Annotated in this window: 16 protein-coding genes; 5 read left to right on the top strand and 11 right to left on the bottom strand. The window is 70.0% G+C overall.

The genetic code is table 11. The features are described 5' to 3' along the window. Nucleotides 1-17: 17 nt before the first annotated feature. Nucleotides 18-575, bottom strand: a complete 558-nt coding sequence (locus FV560_RS07915; RefSeq protein WP_159620986.1) for a flavin reductase family protein — start codon at nt 573-575, stop codon at nt 18-20. Nucleotides 576-721: 146 nt separating this feature from the next. On the opposite strand from FV560_RS07915, the gene FV560_RS07910 reads away from it, so the two are divergent. Further along, on the top strand, nt 722-2,152 hold the full coding sequence (locus tag FV560_RS07910; RefSeq protein ID WP_200837573.1) for an amidohydrolase family protein: 1,431 nt from the start codon (nt 722-724) through the stop codon (nt 2,150-2,152). Beyond that, the gene (locus FV560_RS07905; protein WP_159620984.1) at nt 2,149-3,186 is read left to right on the top strand and encodes a methylenetetrahydrofolate reductase C-terminal domain-containing protein; all 1,038 of its coding nucleotides are present in this window, start codon (nt 2,149-2,151) and stop codon (nt 3,184-3,186) included. The genes FV560_RS07910 and FV560_RS07905 overlap by 4 nt, the downstream gene beginning before the upstream one ends. Nucleotides 3,187-3,326: 140 nt before the next feature. Here FV560_RS07905 and FV560_RS07900 read toward each other — a convergent pair whose 3' ends face one another. From FV560_RS07900 to FV560_RS07865, 8 genes are all read right to left on the bottom strand, one after another. Beyond that, nucleotides 3,327-4,328 carry a LacI family DNA-binding transcriptional regulator gene (locus FV560_RS07900; protein WP_235019998.1) on the bottom strand — a complete coding sequence of 334 codons (1,002 nt, stop codon included), beginning with the start codon at nt 4,326-4,328 and terminating at the stop codon, nt 3,327-3,329. A gap of 26 nt (nt 4,329-4,354) precedes the next feature. Further along, nucleotides 4,355-5,917: a glycoside hydrolase family 1 protein gene (locus tag FV560_RS07895; protein ID WP_159620982.1), complete on the bottom strand. Its 1,563-nt coding sequence runs from the start codon at nt 5,915-5,917 to the stop codon at nt 4,355-4,357. Nucleotides 5,918-5,927: 10 nt separating this feature from the next. Further along, entirely contained in the window at nt 5,928-6,851 is a 924-nt protein-coding gene (locus FV560_RS07890) for a carbohydrate ABC transporter permease (protein WP_159620981.1), read from the bottom strand. Next, on the bottom strand, nt 6,848-8,032 hold the full coding sequence (locus FV560_RS07885) for a carbohydrate ABC transporter permease (protein WP_159620980.1): 1,185 nt from the start codon (nt 8,030-8,032) through the stop codon (nt 6,848-6,850). Before FV560_RS07885 ends, FV560_RS07890 begins: the two co-directional genes overlap by 4 nt. Before the next feature lie 113 nt (nt 8,033-8,145). Next, nucleotides 8,146-9,477, bottom strand: a complete 1,332-nt coding sequence (locus FV560_RS07880) for an ABC transporter substrate-binding protein (RefSeq protein ID WP_159620979.1) — start codon at nt 9,475-9,477, stop codon at nt 8,146-8,148. A gap of 199 nt (nt 9,478-9,676) precedes the next feature. Next, nucleotides 9,677-10,363, bottom strand: a complete 687-nt coding sequence (locus FV560_RS07875; RefSeq protein ID WP_159620978.1) for a trimeric intracellular cation channel family protein — start codon at nt 10,361-10,363, stop codon at nt 9,677-9,679. Between the two features lie 7 nt (nt 10,364-10,370). Beyond that, on the bottom strand, nt 10,371-11,333 hold the full coding sequence (locus FV560_RS07870) for a DUF1266 domain-containing protein (protein WP_159620977.1): 963 nt from the start codon (nt 11,331-11,333) through the stop codon (nt 10,371-10,373). Between the two features lie 33 nt (nt 11,334-11,366). Further along, a complete protein-coding gene (locus tag FV560_RS07865) occupies nt 11,367-11,693 on the bottom strand; it encodes a histone-like nucleoid-structuring protein Lsr2 (protein WP_159620976.1) in 327 nt (108 codons plus the stop codon). 82 nt (nt 11,694-11,775) lie between these two features. On the opposite strand from FV560_RS07865, the gene FV560_RS07860 reads away from it, so the two are divergent. The 3 genes from FV560_RS07860 to FV560_RS07850 are packed head-to-tail and all read left to right on the top strand — an operon-like array spanning nt 11,776 to nt 13,525. Continuing rightward, entirely contained in the window at nt 11,776-12,414 is a 639-nt protein-coding gene (locus tag FV560_RS07860) for a hypothetical protein (RefSeq protein WP_159620975.1), read from the top strand. Next, nucleotides 12,414-12,974 carry a DUF4352 domain-containing protein gene (locus FV560_RS07855; RefSeq protein WP_159620974.1) on the top strand — a complete coding sequence of 187 codons (561 nt, stop codon included), beginning with the start codon at nt 12,414-12,416 and terminating at the stop codon, nt 12,972-12,974. The genes FV560_RS07860 and FV560_RS07855 overlap by 1 nt, the downstream gene beginning before the upstream one ends. Next, nucleotides 12,971-13,525: a hypothetical protein gene (locus FV560_RS07850; RefSeq protein WP_159620973.1), complete on the top strand. Its 555-nt coding sequence runs from the start codon at nt 12,971-12,973 to the stop codon at nt 13,523-13,525. The genes FV560_RS07855 and FV560_RS07850 overlap by 4 nt, the downstream gene beginning before the upstream one ends. Nucleotides 13,526-13,533: 8 nt before the next feature. Here the strand turns inward: FV560_RS07850 and FV560_RS07845 are convergent, their stop codons facing one another. Further along, complete coding sequence (locus FV560_RS07845) at nt 13,534-14,850, bottom strand: hypothetical protein (RefSeq protein ID WP_159620972.1); 1,317 nt, start codon at nt 14,848-14,850, stop codon at nt 13,534-13,536. Nucleotides 14,851-14,884: 34 nt separating this feature from the next. Beyond that, nucleotides 14,885-15,850, bottom strand: a complete 966-nt coding sequence (locus FV560_RS07840) for an alpha/beta hydrolase (protein WP_159620971.1) — start codon at nt 15,848-15,850, stop codon at nt 14,885-14,887. Between the last annotated feature and the right edge of the window lie 48 nt (nt 15,851-15,898).

The raw sequence follows: 15,898 nt of genomic DNA, 5'->3' as shown, positions 1-15,898 counted from the left end.
CTCTCCGTCACAGTGGGTCAGGGCAGGCGGGGCAGGCGGTGGAACGCCCGGTCGCCATAGGCAAGCATGGACTGCACGGCCCCGGGAGTACCCGCGCTGCCCGGGCTGGCGTGCACGGCCCCGACGGCGCCCACGATCAGCAGGTGGTCGCCCGCCTCGGTGGTGGACAGGATGCTGCATTCCACCGCGTGCGCGGCGTGCCGGTCCAGCCACGGCAGGCCGGTGTCGGTGCGGGTGTAGCCGGTGCGGCCGAACTTGTCGGTGGCGCGGGAGGCGAAGATGGTGGCGGCCTCCTCGGCGTCGCCGTGCAGGATGTTCGCCACGAACGCGCCGCGTTGCAGTAGCACCGGCAGCGTTCGGGCGCGCAGATCGACGCAGAGCCCGAACATCGGAGGGGTCACCGAGATCGAGAAGCCGGTGCTGACCGTCAGTCCGCTGGGGGTGCCATCGGAGTCAGCGGTGGTGATCACGCAGACTCCGGCCGGGAGGGTGGACATCGCACGGCGGAACTGGGCGCTCCGCTCCTGAGCCTCGTCGCTGTCTACATGGTGCGCCGGCCGGGCTGTCACGGTCATGTCCCGTCCTCTCTGTCACTGATCTCATCGCCGAGGCGATGGTCGCGAATGTTGATGTGATCAACATTGAGACTAGGGACCGGATGTTTCGCCCGCGTGACGGCAGCGCAATCTTCCGGTGACACGCGCGGCGGACGATGACGCTCATGACCTCCTCCCGCCCGCGCCTGCTCACCCATGCGCTGCTGCTCCCGATGGCCGACGATCCGGACGGCCTGCCCGACTGGTTCCACGGCTGGATGCGCGTCGGCGCCGGCGGCCGTATCGAGTCTCTCGGCGAGGGAGACCCACCGGCCGAGGCGCTCACGGCCGATGACGGTGGTCCGGTGGAGATCCTCGACGCCGCCGGTGCCATCGTCGCGCCGGGTTTCGTCTCCGCCCACTCGCACCTGTTCACCTCCGGGTTGCGCGGGATCGCCTCCGGATCAACCCTCTACCCCTGGGTGGGGGCCATGATGGAGGTCTTCGCGCAGACCGGCGCGGAGGACATGTACTGGTCCACCTTCCACGGCAGCCTCGACTTCCTTGCCAACGGCATCACCAGCGCCTACAACTTCACCCAGTCGCGGGTGACCTGGCGCTACGACGCGGCCGCAGCCCGGAACGAGCTCGTCGGGATCCACCCGCCCGAGTACCTCACCCGGCAATTCGATGGTGCCCGTGACGCCGGCCTGCGCACCGTCCACGCCATCCGGCTCGACGACGAAGCGGCCCCCGAGCCGCAGGTCCGGGCGACATTCGCGGACATGGTCGGCGCCGCGGCGGAGCACACGGGGCTCGAGCTGTACCTCGGCTCCTCGGTGATGGGCGCCGTCCAGTGGGCTGCAGGGCCGCGCACGGCGGAGCTCGAGGCCGAGATGATGGCCGAGCATGGCATCACCAATCAGGCCCACTTCGTCGAGACCGCGGAGGGGATCGACGTGCAGCGCTCGAAGTTCGACTGGTACGTGCAGGCGGGAGCACTCGGGCCGGAGTTCCTGTTCGGTCACTTCATCCACCCGACGGACGAGATGGTCGCCGAGGCTGCCCGCGCGGGCGCGCGAATGGTGTGGCAGCCGACCTCGAACGGCCGCCTCGGTTCTGGGGTGGCCGATGTGGTCCGCTACCAGCGCGAGGGGATCGAGGTCGGGATGGGGCTGGATGATCAGTCCTGCACCGACATCTCCGACCCGTTCGCGAATATGCGCCTCGGGATGTACTCCCAGCGCGCCCTGCACCACGAGGCGGCGGTGATGATGCCGCGGGAGGTGCTGCGCCTGCACACGCTGGGATCGGCGGAGGTGCTCGGGGTCGCCGACCGGGTGGGAAGTCTAGAGGTGGGCAAGTACGCCGACTTCGTGGTGGTCGATCCCCGCCGCCCGGACACCGGACCCATCTGGGATGTGTACGCCACCTATGTGCTCGCGTGCGGACTGCGGAACCTGGCCCAGGTGTACGTTGGCGGGCGGCTCGCCAGCGAGGGCGGTGTGGCCACCGCACCCGGCGCTGCCGACGCCCCTGCTGAACTGGCCGAGCGAATCACCGCCGCGGCGCACCGCGCCGGGAAGCGGCTTGCCCTGGACGAGCCCACGCCATGACGACGTCCCTGACTCTCTCCGCCGTCGGGGGCTGCCCCAAGCACATGACCTACGGACCGTGCGGGGGAGTGGCCGCGGACGGCACCTGTGAGGTGACGCCCGAGCCTTGCCCGTTCGTGGCTGGAGCGACCGTGCCCTGGCCAGGGCCGGGCCCGGCGAGCACCTCCCCGACGGCGGAGGGTCTCCAGATCCTGGACCTGCTGGAGCGTCGCGGCATCGTCGTGGCGGGGATGCCCGCCCGGGCGCTGGACGTCGCCTCGGTCGAGGCGTGCGGGCGGCAGCTGGCAGGGCGGGTCGACGCCGTGCTTGCTGGTGACTCCGGGCGGGCGCGGGTGCAGTTCCCGCCCACCTACCGGGCCGAGCTGATCCGGCGGGCCGGATTGCGGGCGTGGCCGGGACTGAACTGCCGGGACCGCAACCGGGTGGCACTGGAGGGAGAACTGGCCGGGCTGGCTGCTGTGGGTGCGGCGGGAGTGCACTGCGTCACCGGCGACCACCCGGCGGGCGGACACCGGCCGGACGCACAGCCGGTCTTCGACCTGGAATCGACCGAACTGGTGGGGCTGGCACGCGAGCAGGGATTGCTCGTCTCCGTGGCCGAGTCCCCGGCGTCGCCCCCGGTGCACCGCCGGGCCGAGCGGCTGGCCGAGAAGGTGCGGGCCGGGGCGCAGCTGTGCTTCACCCAGTACTGCGGGGAAGCCGGAGAGGTGGGGGCCTTCGTGGCAGCGATGCGGCAGGCCGGGGCTGACGTGCCGCTGTTGCCCGGGGTGCCGGTGGTGCTGGACGTGCCCAGTGCCGAGCTGCTGGCCTCGTTCGCGGCCGCGGTGCTGCCCGCGGGGTACGTCGAGAGCGTGCTGACGGCGTCCGATCCGTTCCGCGCCGGCGTGGAAGCCGCCCTCCGGTATGGGGAGGAACTGCTGGCGGTCTCCGGGGTAGCCGGGGTGGTGGTGGCCGGAGCCGCCGAGCATGGGACCGAGGTGGAGACCTCTGCCGCCATCGGGGAGATCAGTGCGGCGCTCGGTGGTGGGAGCTGAGCCCGTCCTCCAGTGCCCTGACTCCCGGCGCCCGGCTGGCGCAACTGACACAGATGCGTCGGGCCGCGCGGCATGGTGCGCAGCCCGACGCGGGCGTGTCGATGCGGTCAGGGCTATCGGCCGAGCTGGGCCAACGGGGGCTACGCGGTCCCGCCCTCGACCAGGTATGGGCTGAGCACCTGCGGCCCGGCGGGCGCGGGGGCACCGTCCACCATGTCCAGCAGGGTGGCGGTCGCGGCTGCCACCATCTCCACCAGCGGGTTGTAGACGGTCGTCAGGCGCGGGGTGGTGCGCTCGGCGACCCCGAGGTTGTCGTACCCCATGACGGCGATGTCCGCCGGTACCCGCACTCCACGTTCGGTCAGCACCTGCATCGCTCCCAGGGCCATCAGGTCCGAGGCCACGAAGATCCCGTCCAGATCGGGGTGTGCCTCCAGCAACTCGGCAGTGGCTCGGGCTCCACTCTCCACCGTGAAGTCGCCATGTGTGACCGCATCGGTGGCCCGTCCCGCGCCGGTCATCTCCTGCCCCCAGCCCGCCAGCCGGTCCAGGCCGCCGGGCATCGTCATCGGGCCGGTCACGGTGCCGATCCGGCGACAGCCCCGTTCCAGCAGCCGCCGAGCCGCGATCGCCCCACCGGCGATGTTGTCAGCGTCGACGTAGTGCAGCCCTGAATCCGAGAGCGGTCGCCCCACGAACACCACCGGGAGCGCAGCATCGGCGAGTTGGTCATCGAGGTGGTCCTGCTCGTGGTGGGAGGCCACGATCGCACCATCGACATGCCCGCCGCGCAAGTACCGGGCGGTGCGGCCGGGGCGCTCGCCCTGCCGCGAGATCAGCAGCACCAGCTGCAGATCGGTGCCGCTCAGCCCGTCACTGACTCCGCGTAGCAGCCCCGCCAGGAATGGGTCCGAGAGGATCCGGGCGTCCGGCTCGGGTACGACCAGCGCGATCGAGCCGGTCCGCCGCGTTACCAGCGTGCGAGCCGCCGGGTTGGGTGAATAGCCCAGCATCGCCACCGCGTCGTCGACCGCCCGCTGCGCCTCCGGGGAGACCTTCCGGCCGCCGTTGATCGCCCGCGAGGCGGTCGAGCGGGACACGCCCGCAGCTTGGGCGACGTCGTCCAGCGTGACGGTGGGCATGGACCCGGAGCCTAGTCGTGTCAGCGTCATCGTGGCTGACCGTCCGGGGATTCGCTCGGCCCGGCAGGTGTCTTGGTCGACCCATCATCCACTGCGTTCGCGGCGGCCACCTGCGCATACCAGCGTCCAGACGTCTTCACGGTGCGCCGCTGCGTTTCGTAGTCCACCCGCACGATCCCGAACCGCTTCGAGTACCCCAGCGCCCACTCGAAGTTGTCCAGCAGCGACCACACGAAGTATCCCCGCACGTCCGCACCAGCCTCGATGGCCGCGTGCACCGCCCGCAGGTGCGCATCCAGATAGGCGATCCGGTCGGCGTCGTCCACCGAGCCGTCCGGCTCCACCACATCGGGATAGGCCGCCCCGTTCTCGGTGACGTACATGGCTACCCCACGGGGCCCGGCGTAGTCGGCCTGAAGTCGCTGCAGCAGCCGCGTCAGACCCTCCGGCTGCACCTCCCAGCCCATATCGGTCGTGGGCAGGCCGCGGCTGCGCGGGTGCACCGGCCCCACCGGCTGTGGCGGGGACACCTCACGGTGAGGTCCCTCGCTCGCGGAACGGACGCCGTCGGGACCCCCCAACTGAACGTGTGGGTCGGGGCGGGCGGAGACGGCCGCGCCGTTGTAGTAGTTCACGCCGAGCACGTCGATCGGTGCCGAGATGAGGTCCAGGTCCCCCTCCTGCACGTGACCGGCCAGCCCCAGGTGGGCCACGTCGTCGACGATGTCCGCCGGGTAGGCGCCGCAGAAGATCGGGTCCAGGAACATCCGGTTGAAGAACCCGTCCTCGAGCCGGGCTGCGTTCACGTCCGCCGGATCGGAGAGATCGAAGGGGTCGGCCACGGTGAAGTTCAGCGTGATCCCCAGGCTCGCCTCAGCGTCCCGACGGCGCAGCTCACCCAGGGCGAGACCGTGCCCCAGCAGCAGGTGGTGGACTGCCGCCACCCCGTCCGCCGGGGACTGACGGCCGGGGGCGTGCACCCCCGCCGTATACCCCAGGAACGCCGAGCACCATGGTTCGTTGAGCGTGGTCCAGGTGCGCACCCGGTCCCCGAGGGCATCGTGCATCACCGCGGCGTACTCGGCGAACCGGTAGGCGGTCTCGCGCATCGGCCAGCCGCCGGAATCCTCCAGGGCCTGTGGCAGGTCCCAGTGGTAGAGGGTCAGCCACGGCGCGATACCGGATTCCAGCAGTTCGTCCACGAGCCGGGAGTAGTAGTCCAGACCGGCCCGGTTCACGGTGCGCCCGTCCGGCATGACCCGCGCCCAGGAGGTGGAGAACCGGTAGGACTCCACACCCAGATCACGGAGCAGCGCCACATCCTCGCGGTAGCGGTGGTACTGGTCGCACGCCACCGCGCCGTCGTGGCCGCCATGCACGGCTCCTGGGACCCGGCAGAAGGTGTCCCAGATCGAGGGCCCACGGCCGCCGATCGCAGCCGCGCCCTCCACCTGGTAGGCGGCGGTGGCCGCACCCCACGTGAAGCCCTCCGGGAACCGGGCTGCGGCCGGTCCGCGGTTGGGCAGGGGAGTGGTGGGCGTGAACGGAACCTGCGGGCTCAGGGCGCGGGTCGTCGGCTGTGTGGTCATGGATCCTCCCTCAGCCCTTGACCGCGCCGGTCATGATCCCGGCCACGAGCTGCTTACCGACGATCGCGAAGATCACCAGCAGCGGGAACGTGACGAGGAAGATCCCGGCCATCACGAGCGAGTAGTCGGTGAAGTACTGGCCCTGGAGTGACTGCACCACCAGCGGCAGCGTCGGGTTCTGCGAGTTGAGCACGATCGAGGGCCAGAAGAACATCGTCCACTGCATCACGAACCAGAACAGGAACAGCATGGCCGCTGCCGGGGCCGCCGCGGGCAGCGCCACCGAACGGAACGTGCGCAGCATCGACGCCCCGTCCACACGGGCGGCCTCGATCAGCTCGAACGGCAGTGCCGAGGAGAGGTACTGGGTCATCCAGAACACCCCGAACGGGCACAGCATCGCCGGCACGATCACGGCTTGCAGCTTGCCCACCCAGTCCAGATCGGTCATCAGGATGTAGAGCGGGATGACGCCGAGCTGGGTGGGCACCGCCATCGTGGCGATCACAAACACCAGCAGGCCCCGCCGCCACGCGAACCGCAGCTTCGCGAACGCGAATCCGGCGAGCGTGGAGAACAGCACGACCGCGAGCGAGGCGGTGACCGAGATGATCACCGAGTTCATCAGCGCCTTCCAGAAATTGATCTGGCTGGCGTTGATCACCGTGGCGAACCGGTCGAACAGGCTCAGGTCCGGCAGCCACTGCGGCACCGCGTTCTGGGAGACCTCCTGCTGCGTGGACGAGCCCAGCAGCAGCGTGTAGTACAGCGGGAAGATCGAGATCAGCAGGGCGATCCCGAGCAGGGCGTAGGTGACCCAGCCGGGGCGGCGCTGGGCCGCACGAGTGGCGCGTGATCCCCGGTTGCGCCGGCGTGTGGCGGCCCGGGCGGCCGCCTTGCCGGCGGTCTGTGCGGTGACAGGTACCGAGCTCATCCTCGTCCTCCGTCCTCAGAATCCGTCGTCGATCTGGTGGTCCGCCCCGGCGACGGCGGAGCCTGGTCTGGCGGGCCCTCGTCCGGTGGCGTCGCGGGGTGAGTGGGCAGGGGTGCCGTGGGCGCCTCGGCTTGCGATCCTGCGCGTGCCTTGGCCTGCGCCTGGGCGATGAGCGCCTGAGTGCGGCGCCGGCTCACGGCCGACCGGTCGCCGTCAGCGGCTGAGATCCGGGAGGTGAGGTAGAAGTTGATCAGACCGATGCACACGATCAGTAGGAACAGGAGCCAGGCGACGGCCGCAGCCCGCCCGAAGTTCTTCTGGTTCCCCCAGGCCACGTCGTACAGATAGAGCACGGTGGTCATCCAGTTGCGGCTCGGCCCGCCCAGGCCGATCGGGTCGTACATGCGGACCTCGTCGAAGATCTGCATCCCGCCGATGGTGGCGGTGATGACCACGAACACCATGGTGGCGCGGATCTGCGGGACGGTGACGGAGAAGAACTGGCGCAACCGGCCGGCTCCGTCGATCACAGCCGCCTCGTACAGTTCGCGTGGGACCGCCTGCATCGCCGCGAGCAGGATGAGGGCGTTGTACCCGGTCCAGCGGAAGTTCACGATGGTCGCGATCGCTACGTGGCTGGCGAACCGGTCGCTGTGCCAGCCGACCGGGTCCAGGCCGATCCCGCCGAGGATGGCGTTGATGAGGCCGTACTGGTCGGCGAACATCCGCCCGAAGATCAGCGAGACCGCCACCGGGGCCACGACGTAGGGCACGAGCACGCCCATCCGCCAGAACGTGGCCGCGCGCAGGTTCTGGTCCAACACAGCCGCGATCGTGATGGCCAGTGCCAGCTGCGGGGCGGCGGAGAGCACGAAGATCGAGAACGTGTTCCCCACGGACTTCCAGAAGATCGCCTGCCCGAGCACGTCGGTGAAGTTCTGCAGGCCCACGAACTCCCCCTGGCCGCCGAGCAGGTTCCACTCGTGCACCGAGACGTAGGCGGTGTAGACGAGCGGGAAGGCGCCGACGAGGGCGAACAGGATGAAGAACGGTGAGATGTACAGATAGGGGGCGAGCTTGACGTCCCAGCGGCTGAGCCGTTGGGTGAAGCCGACTCGGCGGGGTGCCGGATCAGGGTTGCCGCGCGCAGGCGCGGGGGTGGGCGTGTGCAGGGCAGTCATCGGTGGCTCCAGGGCTGCGGAGTGCGGCGGCGTGGGTGCGAGCGTGCGGTGCGGTGAGGCACCGGCGGGCCGTGCCGATCGGAGATATCCCCGATCGGCACGGCCCGTGCGTGTCACATCAGGCCGAGGCCGTTGAACTCCTCGACTGCGCTCTCCCAGCTGGAATCGGCGTCCTGTTCACCGGTCACGTCCACTCGCAGCACCGCGTTCTGCACGGCCTGGTGGATGGAGAAGTAGTTCGCTCCCTTGAACGGCACCACATCGATTGCCTCGGCGCGGGAGGTGAAGATCTCCCCGATCGGGGCGTCGTTGAAGAACTCGTTCGTTGCGGACTGGACCTCATCGGAGGCCTGGGCCTCGATCTGGGAGGGGAAGGTTCCGGCGTTGCCGAACGCCTCGGTCTGCTGCTCCGGGTGAGTGAGCCAGGCGGCGAGCTCGGTCGCGGCCTCGGTGTTCGCACCCGAGGCGGGCACGGTCAGGAACGATCCGCCCCAGTTCCCGCCTCCACCGGGGAAGACGTCGGCGAGGTTCCATCCGTCCACGCCGCCGGCGCGCTCCTCGACCGGACCGGTCATCCACGCCGGGCAGAGCATGGTGGCGAAACCGTCGTTCTGGAACGCGGCGTCCCAGTCGGCGCTCCACTGCTCCAGGCCGGCCGAGAGACCGTCGTCGACGGATGCGGAGAGGACCTGGTCGTAGAGGTCGCGGACGGCGGTGTTGGTGGACAGGTCGAGAGCGTCACCGGTACCGGCGTCCTCATAGGCGGATTCGAGCTGGTTGACCATGCCCTGGTAGGTGGCCTGGGCGCCGTCGTACCAGGCCGCGTCGGAGTTGGCGACGAAGTCGCGCCCGGCTGCGAAGTAGTCCTCCCAGGTCGCGTCGTCGCCACCGAGCAGCTCGGCCACCTCGGCCGGGTCGGTGGGCAGACCCGCGGCTTCGAAGAGATCCTGCCGATAGCAGATGCCCTCCGGGCCGATGTCGGTGCCATAACCGAGCAAGCGGCCGTCCGGGGTGGTGGCCTGGGCGACCTTCCAGTCGACCCACCGGCCCTCGAGCTCGGGGTCGGAGAGATCGGTGAACAGGTCCGGGTACTGCATCAGCTCGGGCAACCAGTCGACCTCGATGCCCTCGATGTCGGCCAGGCCTTCCCCGCCAGCGGCGATCTTGGTGGTGAGGTTGGTGCGGGCGTCCTCGGAGGAGTCGGCCGTGGTCAACTCCACCGTGATCCCGGGGTGCTCCTCCTCGTAGCGGTCGAGCATCTCGTCGGTGTAGCCGAACTGGTTGAAGGTGGCGACGGTCAGAGTGATCTCCTCCCCGCCGTCCCCGGAGCCGGTGGTGCCGGTGTCCTCGGAATCGCTCCCGCTGTCACCTCCTCCGCAGGCGGCAAGCGCGGTCATCGCCGCGATGCTGGTCGTAGCCCAGAAGATTCTCGTGCGAGTGGTCATGATGACGTCCTTGTCTGTGCGGACTTCGGTGGCCGTGGTAGCGCTCCCACCCCCAAACGTGGAAGCGCTCCCACTCGTGTGTCATCGTGCGGTGATCGATGTGAGGTCGTCAACCCCGTGCCGTCGCGTCTTCGGTCGTCGATCGACATCGCCGCAGGTCAGCGACCTATAGCCGGCAGCAATGTGTCCGGATTGTTATCTACTGTTGCCGTCGCCGGGCTGCCCGGCGCGCGAGTTTGCGCAGGCGGTGGAAGCTGGGACGCGGTGGTTTCCACCCGACCGACTCCGGGAGCACCCAGCCGCGCCACTGTGCGAGCAGGCACAGCACGGCGCCGAGCGCGGCCCCGGCCAGGCTGCCGATCGTGCTCGCGCCCAGCAGGGTGAGACCGGTGGCCAGGACGGCGGCGGCGAGTGCGCAGGTGGCATAGAGGGTGGAACGCCCCAAGATGCGTGGGACCTGGCGCATCACCACGTCCCGCACGAACCCACCGCCGACGGCGGTGACCACCCCGAGCATCACGGCGGCCAGCGGCCCCAGGCCCACCGCGAGCGTCTTCTGAGCGCCCACGGCGGCCCACAGGCCCAGGGCAAGGGCGTCGATCGGTGGGAATGCCCGGTCCCAGATGCGCCCTTCGAGTCGCACGGCGAACGCGATCACGGCACCCGCGAGGGCTGTCAGGACGTAGGCGTTGTCCGTCAGCGCCACCGGCGGACCGGCCTGCAGCAGGGTGTCCCGGATGAGTCCACCCCCGAGGCCGGAGAGGATCGCCAGTACGGCGAATCCGATCGGATCAAGCCGGTGCGCCCGGGCGACGACGCCACCCAGGATCGCGTTGAACAGGACCCCGGTCAGGTCCAGCCAGCGGATGACCGCCTCAGGATCCACGTCACCCCTACGTCAGGCGTGCCTGGACGGCCGACCGGAGTCCGGCCTGCCACGGCTGATCCAGGTGCTGCTCGGCGAGGAAGGCCACCAGCTGCGGTGGCAGACCGTCGAGGACGACGAAGGTGGGAGCAGGCAGCGCTGCCTCCCACGGCACCAGATTCCACATCGGGGCGGCCGCCCGGGTGAACTGGCGGTCATGCTCGGCCGCGGAGGCCTCCTCCACGCCGTCCATGCTGCGCCAGTACCAGCGGCCGCGGGTGAAGGAGGCGTTCAGCTCATCCCAGCCCCGGTAGCGCGAGCGCAGGCCGGCCGCGGCTGCGAGCGCCAAGTCTCGCCCTTCGGGTTCGCTGAGATACCCGGCTCCGACCCCGGCGCGAGCGAGCAGAATGACCCGGTCCAGGTCCCAGGCGAGGAAGTCGATCGACCGCGCCCCCTGCGCATCGGTGCGGATCCGTTCGAAGCGCAGGTACTCCTCGCGGGCGGTGGGCGAGGTCATGGCCGCCCTGGCGAGATCCTTGCGGAGCTGGCGCTGCCCGGCCTGGTCGAGAGAGTGCCAGTGCGCACGTTCGGCGTCGAAGGAGGCGCGGTGCCCGGACGTCAGCAGGCTGAGGATCTGCGCCACCAGGTCGGTACGGGAGTGCACGTCCCACGACTCGGCGAGGATCCGGGCCCCCTCGCCCGGCCCCGGGTAACCGAACACGTCCAGCGGCTGACTCGCTGCCACCGCATGATGCCCGCTGGCCACCAGCAGCCAGCCGGTGGGGTCCTGAGAGATCGCATCTGGACCCCACTGGAAGGTGACGGTGTGTGCGCCGTTCTTGAACTCCTTGACCACTGCACGCTCGGCCCGCTTACGTTCACCGCGCTCACCGGCGCGGCGGTACAGCAGGGAGATCCCGAACCAGCTGGCTCCGACGAACAGGATGACGGCGACCCAGGCAGCAATCGTGATGAGGTCCACGAAAGACATCCCACCACAGACGTGGCATCTGCGGGCGAAAGGTCAGTTCCCGGCGGCGCGGAACTGTTCGATCACCGTGGTCGGGACGCGCTTCTTCGCGGGCACCTCGATGCCGCGTGCCCGGGCCCATTCGCGGACAGCCCGGGTATCGACGGGCGTCTCATCGCGCACGGATCCGGTATCGGCGACACCCCCGCGCACCCGGCGAGCCGCGGCCGCGAACGGGGCCAGAGCACGAACGAGCTTGTCACGGTTGGCGCCGTTGAGGTCGATCTCGTACACGGCGTCCTCGAGGGAGAACCGCACCGTGTGCTGTGCCTCGGTGCCGTCGAGGTCGTCGGTCAGGTCGATGATCGTCCTGGTGGCCACTTGGTCTCCTGAGTTGGGGGTCGGACCCATCGTAGGCGGTGCCATGGCACGTTCCGCCGACGGCGGTCGCTACTGTGGCGCCATGAGCTCCCGCCGGTCCGTGCGCACCGCCCTCCGGCGCGCGTGGGTGTGGATCGGTGCCGGCCGGTGGCGGCAGATCGGGGCAGGGGTGGTCGCAGGTGTGCTGCTGGCACCGGTGGCCATCGCAGCCGTGGGCGGCTTCGCCACGGCCGATGACGTGCAGGCGCAACGCTACGCCGTCGGGCAGAGACTCGACCTGGGCCAGGTGGAGGTGGAGGTGCGATCGACGTTCCTCTCCGCCGAGGTCCAGACCCACGCGCTCCCCGAGGAGGCGTCGGCATGGCTCGGCGTGGTGGTCGAGGTGGTCAACCGGGGGGATGAGGAGGTGATCCTCAGCCGCGACCTGCTCCGGGTGCCGGGACTGGACCCGCTGCAGGAGCATCCCCGGACCACGGTGGTGGTCAGCGACGAGTCGTTCTTGGTCACGCTTTCCCCGGATGTGCCGCACGAGGTCGCGATGCTGTGGCCGCTTGCGGGCTCACCCGCCGCCCAGTCGGTGGAGGTCGAGCTCTATCCCGTGCTGGCGCAGGAGAGCATGCTCGACCCTGGCAGCATCTTGTGGCAGGTCGAGCCGCTGCTGGGCGTGGTCGAGGTGCCCGTCACGGATGTGCCGCCCACGCTCGTGGATGAGGAGGACTGATGCGACCGCGGCTCTCGCTGTTGCTCGGCGTCCTCCTTGTCCTTGCCGCCGGGGTCGGAGTCAACGCCCTGACCGACCGGACCGAACCGTCCGGATCGGTGTCGACGCGTTTTGCGCTCGGGGAGGATGTGCGTATCGGCGAGTTTCAGGTGCACGTGCACGACGTGCGCGCGGCTCAGACCCTCGACGATGACGGCGTGCCGCTGCAGACCAGCGGGATATGGGTGATCGTCGACTACTCGGCCGCCACCACACGCGAGCCGGCCTACTCGCCCAATCTCGGGCTCCGGGACTCCGAGGGTCGCACCTATTCGATCTCGAGCCGCTCACCGGTGTCCGATTGGCGGGTCGCTCCGGACACCTGGACACGGGGCGAGGTCGCGTTCGAGGTGGCGGCCGATGCGCTCGGGGACCTCACGCTGTACGTGTGGGCCTACCCACGCACGGTGGCCGAGGACGTTCCCGTGGGCTACGGCGTCACGACGATCTCGCTCGAGGAGATCTCGGCCGATCGCGTGATCCTCGACGAGCCCGAGCTGCTCGGTGAGGGGGAACGGTGACCGGCGCATCCGCCGGCACAGCCGGTCTGCGGGGGAGGCGCCGCACCCTGGTGCTGACGCTCGTCGCCCTGATCTCGCTCGTTGCCCTCGGGTGGCAGGTGACCCGGGACGCGCGCGAGTCATGGTGGCCCAGCGGTCCACATGCGGCGCTCGGTGCGGGGGAGTCCCTCGACGGCGTCCAGGTCGAGCTGGTGGCGCTCGAACCCGCCGCTCGTGTGCTCGAGTGGGACACGGTCTGGTCTCCGCCCGAGGGGTTCCAGCCGTGGCGTATCTCGTTGGCGGTGACCACGACGCAGGATGAGTACTCCCTCGTGACCACGCTCGTGGAGTCTGCCGACGGCAGGTTGTTCGAGGCGGGCCAGAACGTTCCGCTCAGCTCCGACGACTACGAGTGGTCACTGACTGTATCCGCACCGGAGCCGGGGGAGGACCCGATCCCCGAGGTTCAGCACCTACTGGTGCTGCTGCCCGAGGATGCCGAACCCGCAGCGGTCCGGATTGAGGAAGTGGTCCGCTACCCGGAGTACATCCGGCTCGAGGTGGAGCAGTAGCTCGCCGCTCAGCGGACCGGGCGCTCTTGCAAGCGCAATGCCGTGGGTGCCCCGAGCCGCGCCAGCAGCCGGTCGGCTGTCGCCGCGAGCAGTGTGGCCGTGAGTGCCATGACGAGGATGTCGGAGGCGGCCGTCAGCGGCGCCCACCATGCGTTCCATGCGACGGCGTCGAGCCACGACGTGATCGCCCGGAACACGCCCCACACGAGGTAGGGGACGAACGTCAGCAGCAGGTACAGCAGGCAGTACGCCCCCAGGGGTGCCCACCCGGAGCGGATCATCAGGCCGAGGCCGCCGATGAGCATCCCGAACCGCCCCTGCGGCTGACTGATCCTCGTCCATGCGCGTGCCACCCTCGGGTCCTCCACCCGGGAAGCGATCCGCTGCGCGAACGGCGCTCGTGCTGAGACGTCCGCCATGCTGACCAGCTCGGAGGTGCGGATGCCGTAGATCACCAGCCCGATCGTCAGCCACGCCAACGGGACCACGACGGCGGTGATGGCCCCCGCGAGGAGTACCCCGCCGGCCGCCACGAGCCAGGAAACTGCGCCACCCAGGCTGGGTAGCGAGAGAGCCACCGAGTCCCACCAGGCGGCGAACGCCCGCGCGATCACCCGTGCGTGCCACCAGCCGCGTGCTTCGCCCATCGCGTAGGTGACCACGGAGGCACCGAGCACGATCCAGACGAGCTCGAAGTACCCGACGACGACCCGCAGTCCCATCCGGACCGGTGCGTCCTGGTCCGGCCAGAGTGAATCGCGCTCGACTACCTGCGAGCCGAGACGTCGCAGCACCAAGGCGATGGCCACGAAGGCGAGTACGAGCGGCGAGGTGGCTTCCGCCAGGCGGGTCGTCCCGTCGACGTCGTCGATGTCCATCCGGCCGATGTCATCCCACACGCCCGCCAGGGCGTACACGCGGCGATCCTCGGTGAGTCCGCCGCCGCTCTCGTACACCACCAGGAATGGCACGAGCACGCTGCCGAGTGCCGCGATGAGGTCCCGCGCCATGCTGCGAGAACGGGCCCGGCGGCGCAGCACCAGGAGGATCGCGACCGTCGTCAGCAAGGTGGCGAACGGCACCAGCGTCAGGGTGAGGAGTCCCGGGACCGCACCGAGCCGTCCGGCCAGGATGGACAGGTCCTGCAGGTACAGGTGCGCGGTCACGCCGACCAGGGCCAGGACCAGGACGGCGAACCAGTGTGTGCGCAGCAGGCGCGCCGTGGTGACCAGCAGGGCGACCAGCTCCACCGCGAGCGCCCGGAACGAGAACGGGTCCCCGGCGTGGGCGACCACGGCTGTCTCCTCCTGCGGCGGGTTGCTCATGGGGTGACGATAGCGAGTGGGTGACCCTGCGCCGTCAGCGGTCCATCCGGGCGGCGAGCCAGGATATGACGTCCTGCGCATAGGCGTGGCGGACGCGGGCTGAGGACAGCGCCAGATCGTGCCGGCCGCCCTCGAACCGGCGCACGGTTACATCCGCTCCGAGCCTGGGTGCGCGCGCCCACATGTGCGCCACGTTCAGCACGCAGTCGGCGCCGGCGAGATCCTCCGGAGAGGGGTGGCCGGGGTGCCCGCTGCGCCCCGAGGTGCACACCAGGACCGGCGCCTGGATGTCCAGGCCGTGCGCGACCCGGGCGTGCCCGCGCCGTACCGCCCGCAACCAGCCGGCGTGAACCGGGACATCCTCGATCGGCTTCCATGCCAGGTCGTAGTCCCAATCGCCGCCGGTGGAGGTGTGCAGGCTGCGCCCGTACGGCTCGCCCAGGGTGCTCACCTGCAGCATCGGGAAGCGGGCGCCGAGCACGTCGATGACCCGGGTGGCGATCACCCGGTTCATCCAGGAGGAGTTGAGATCGAACCAGGGGCTGTTGAGCACCACGGCGTCCACGGCTCCGGGGTGGTCGGAGGCGTACAGGGAGGTGATCAACCCGCCGGTGGAATGCCCGAGCAGCACCACCTGCTGCGCGCCGGCCGCACGCACCCGAGCGAGTGCGAGACCGATCTCCTCGTCGTAGGTGCCCAGGTCCGCCACGAAACTCGGTGTGCGGCCGGGGCGGATCGACCGGCCGCAGTCACGCAGGTCCAAAGCGTAGAAGTCGTACCCGGCGTCCAGCCACGCCTGGGCGTGTTCGGTCTGGAAGAAATAGTCGGTGAAGCCGTGCACGTAGAGCACGGCCGGTGAGGGTGTCGCTGCCGCGGCCGGATCAGCAACGTCGATGGGTGCCGTGGCGCTGACCAGGGTCGCGACGGGTTCGCCCGCCGCATCTGGCCGCAGCCGCAGCGTCTCCTGCTGCCAGGGGTGTCCCAGAACGTCCGTCGTCATGCACCGAGACTACGGGTGACGTTCGACCCGGCCGCTGCTGGGGCTGGG

Source organism: Ruania rhizosphaerae (assembly GCF_009805705.1).
Lineage (GTDB): Bacteria > Actinomycetota > Actinomycetes > Actinomycetales > Beutenbergiaceae > Ruania > Ruania rhizosphaerae.
The sequence above is the reverse complement of the archived record's forward strand: the minus strand, read 5'-3'. Positions and strand labels throughout refer to the sequence as shown.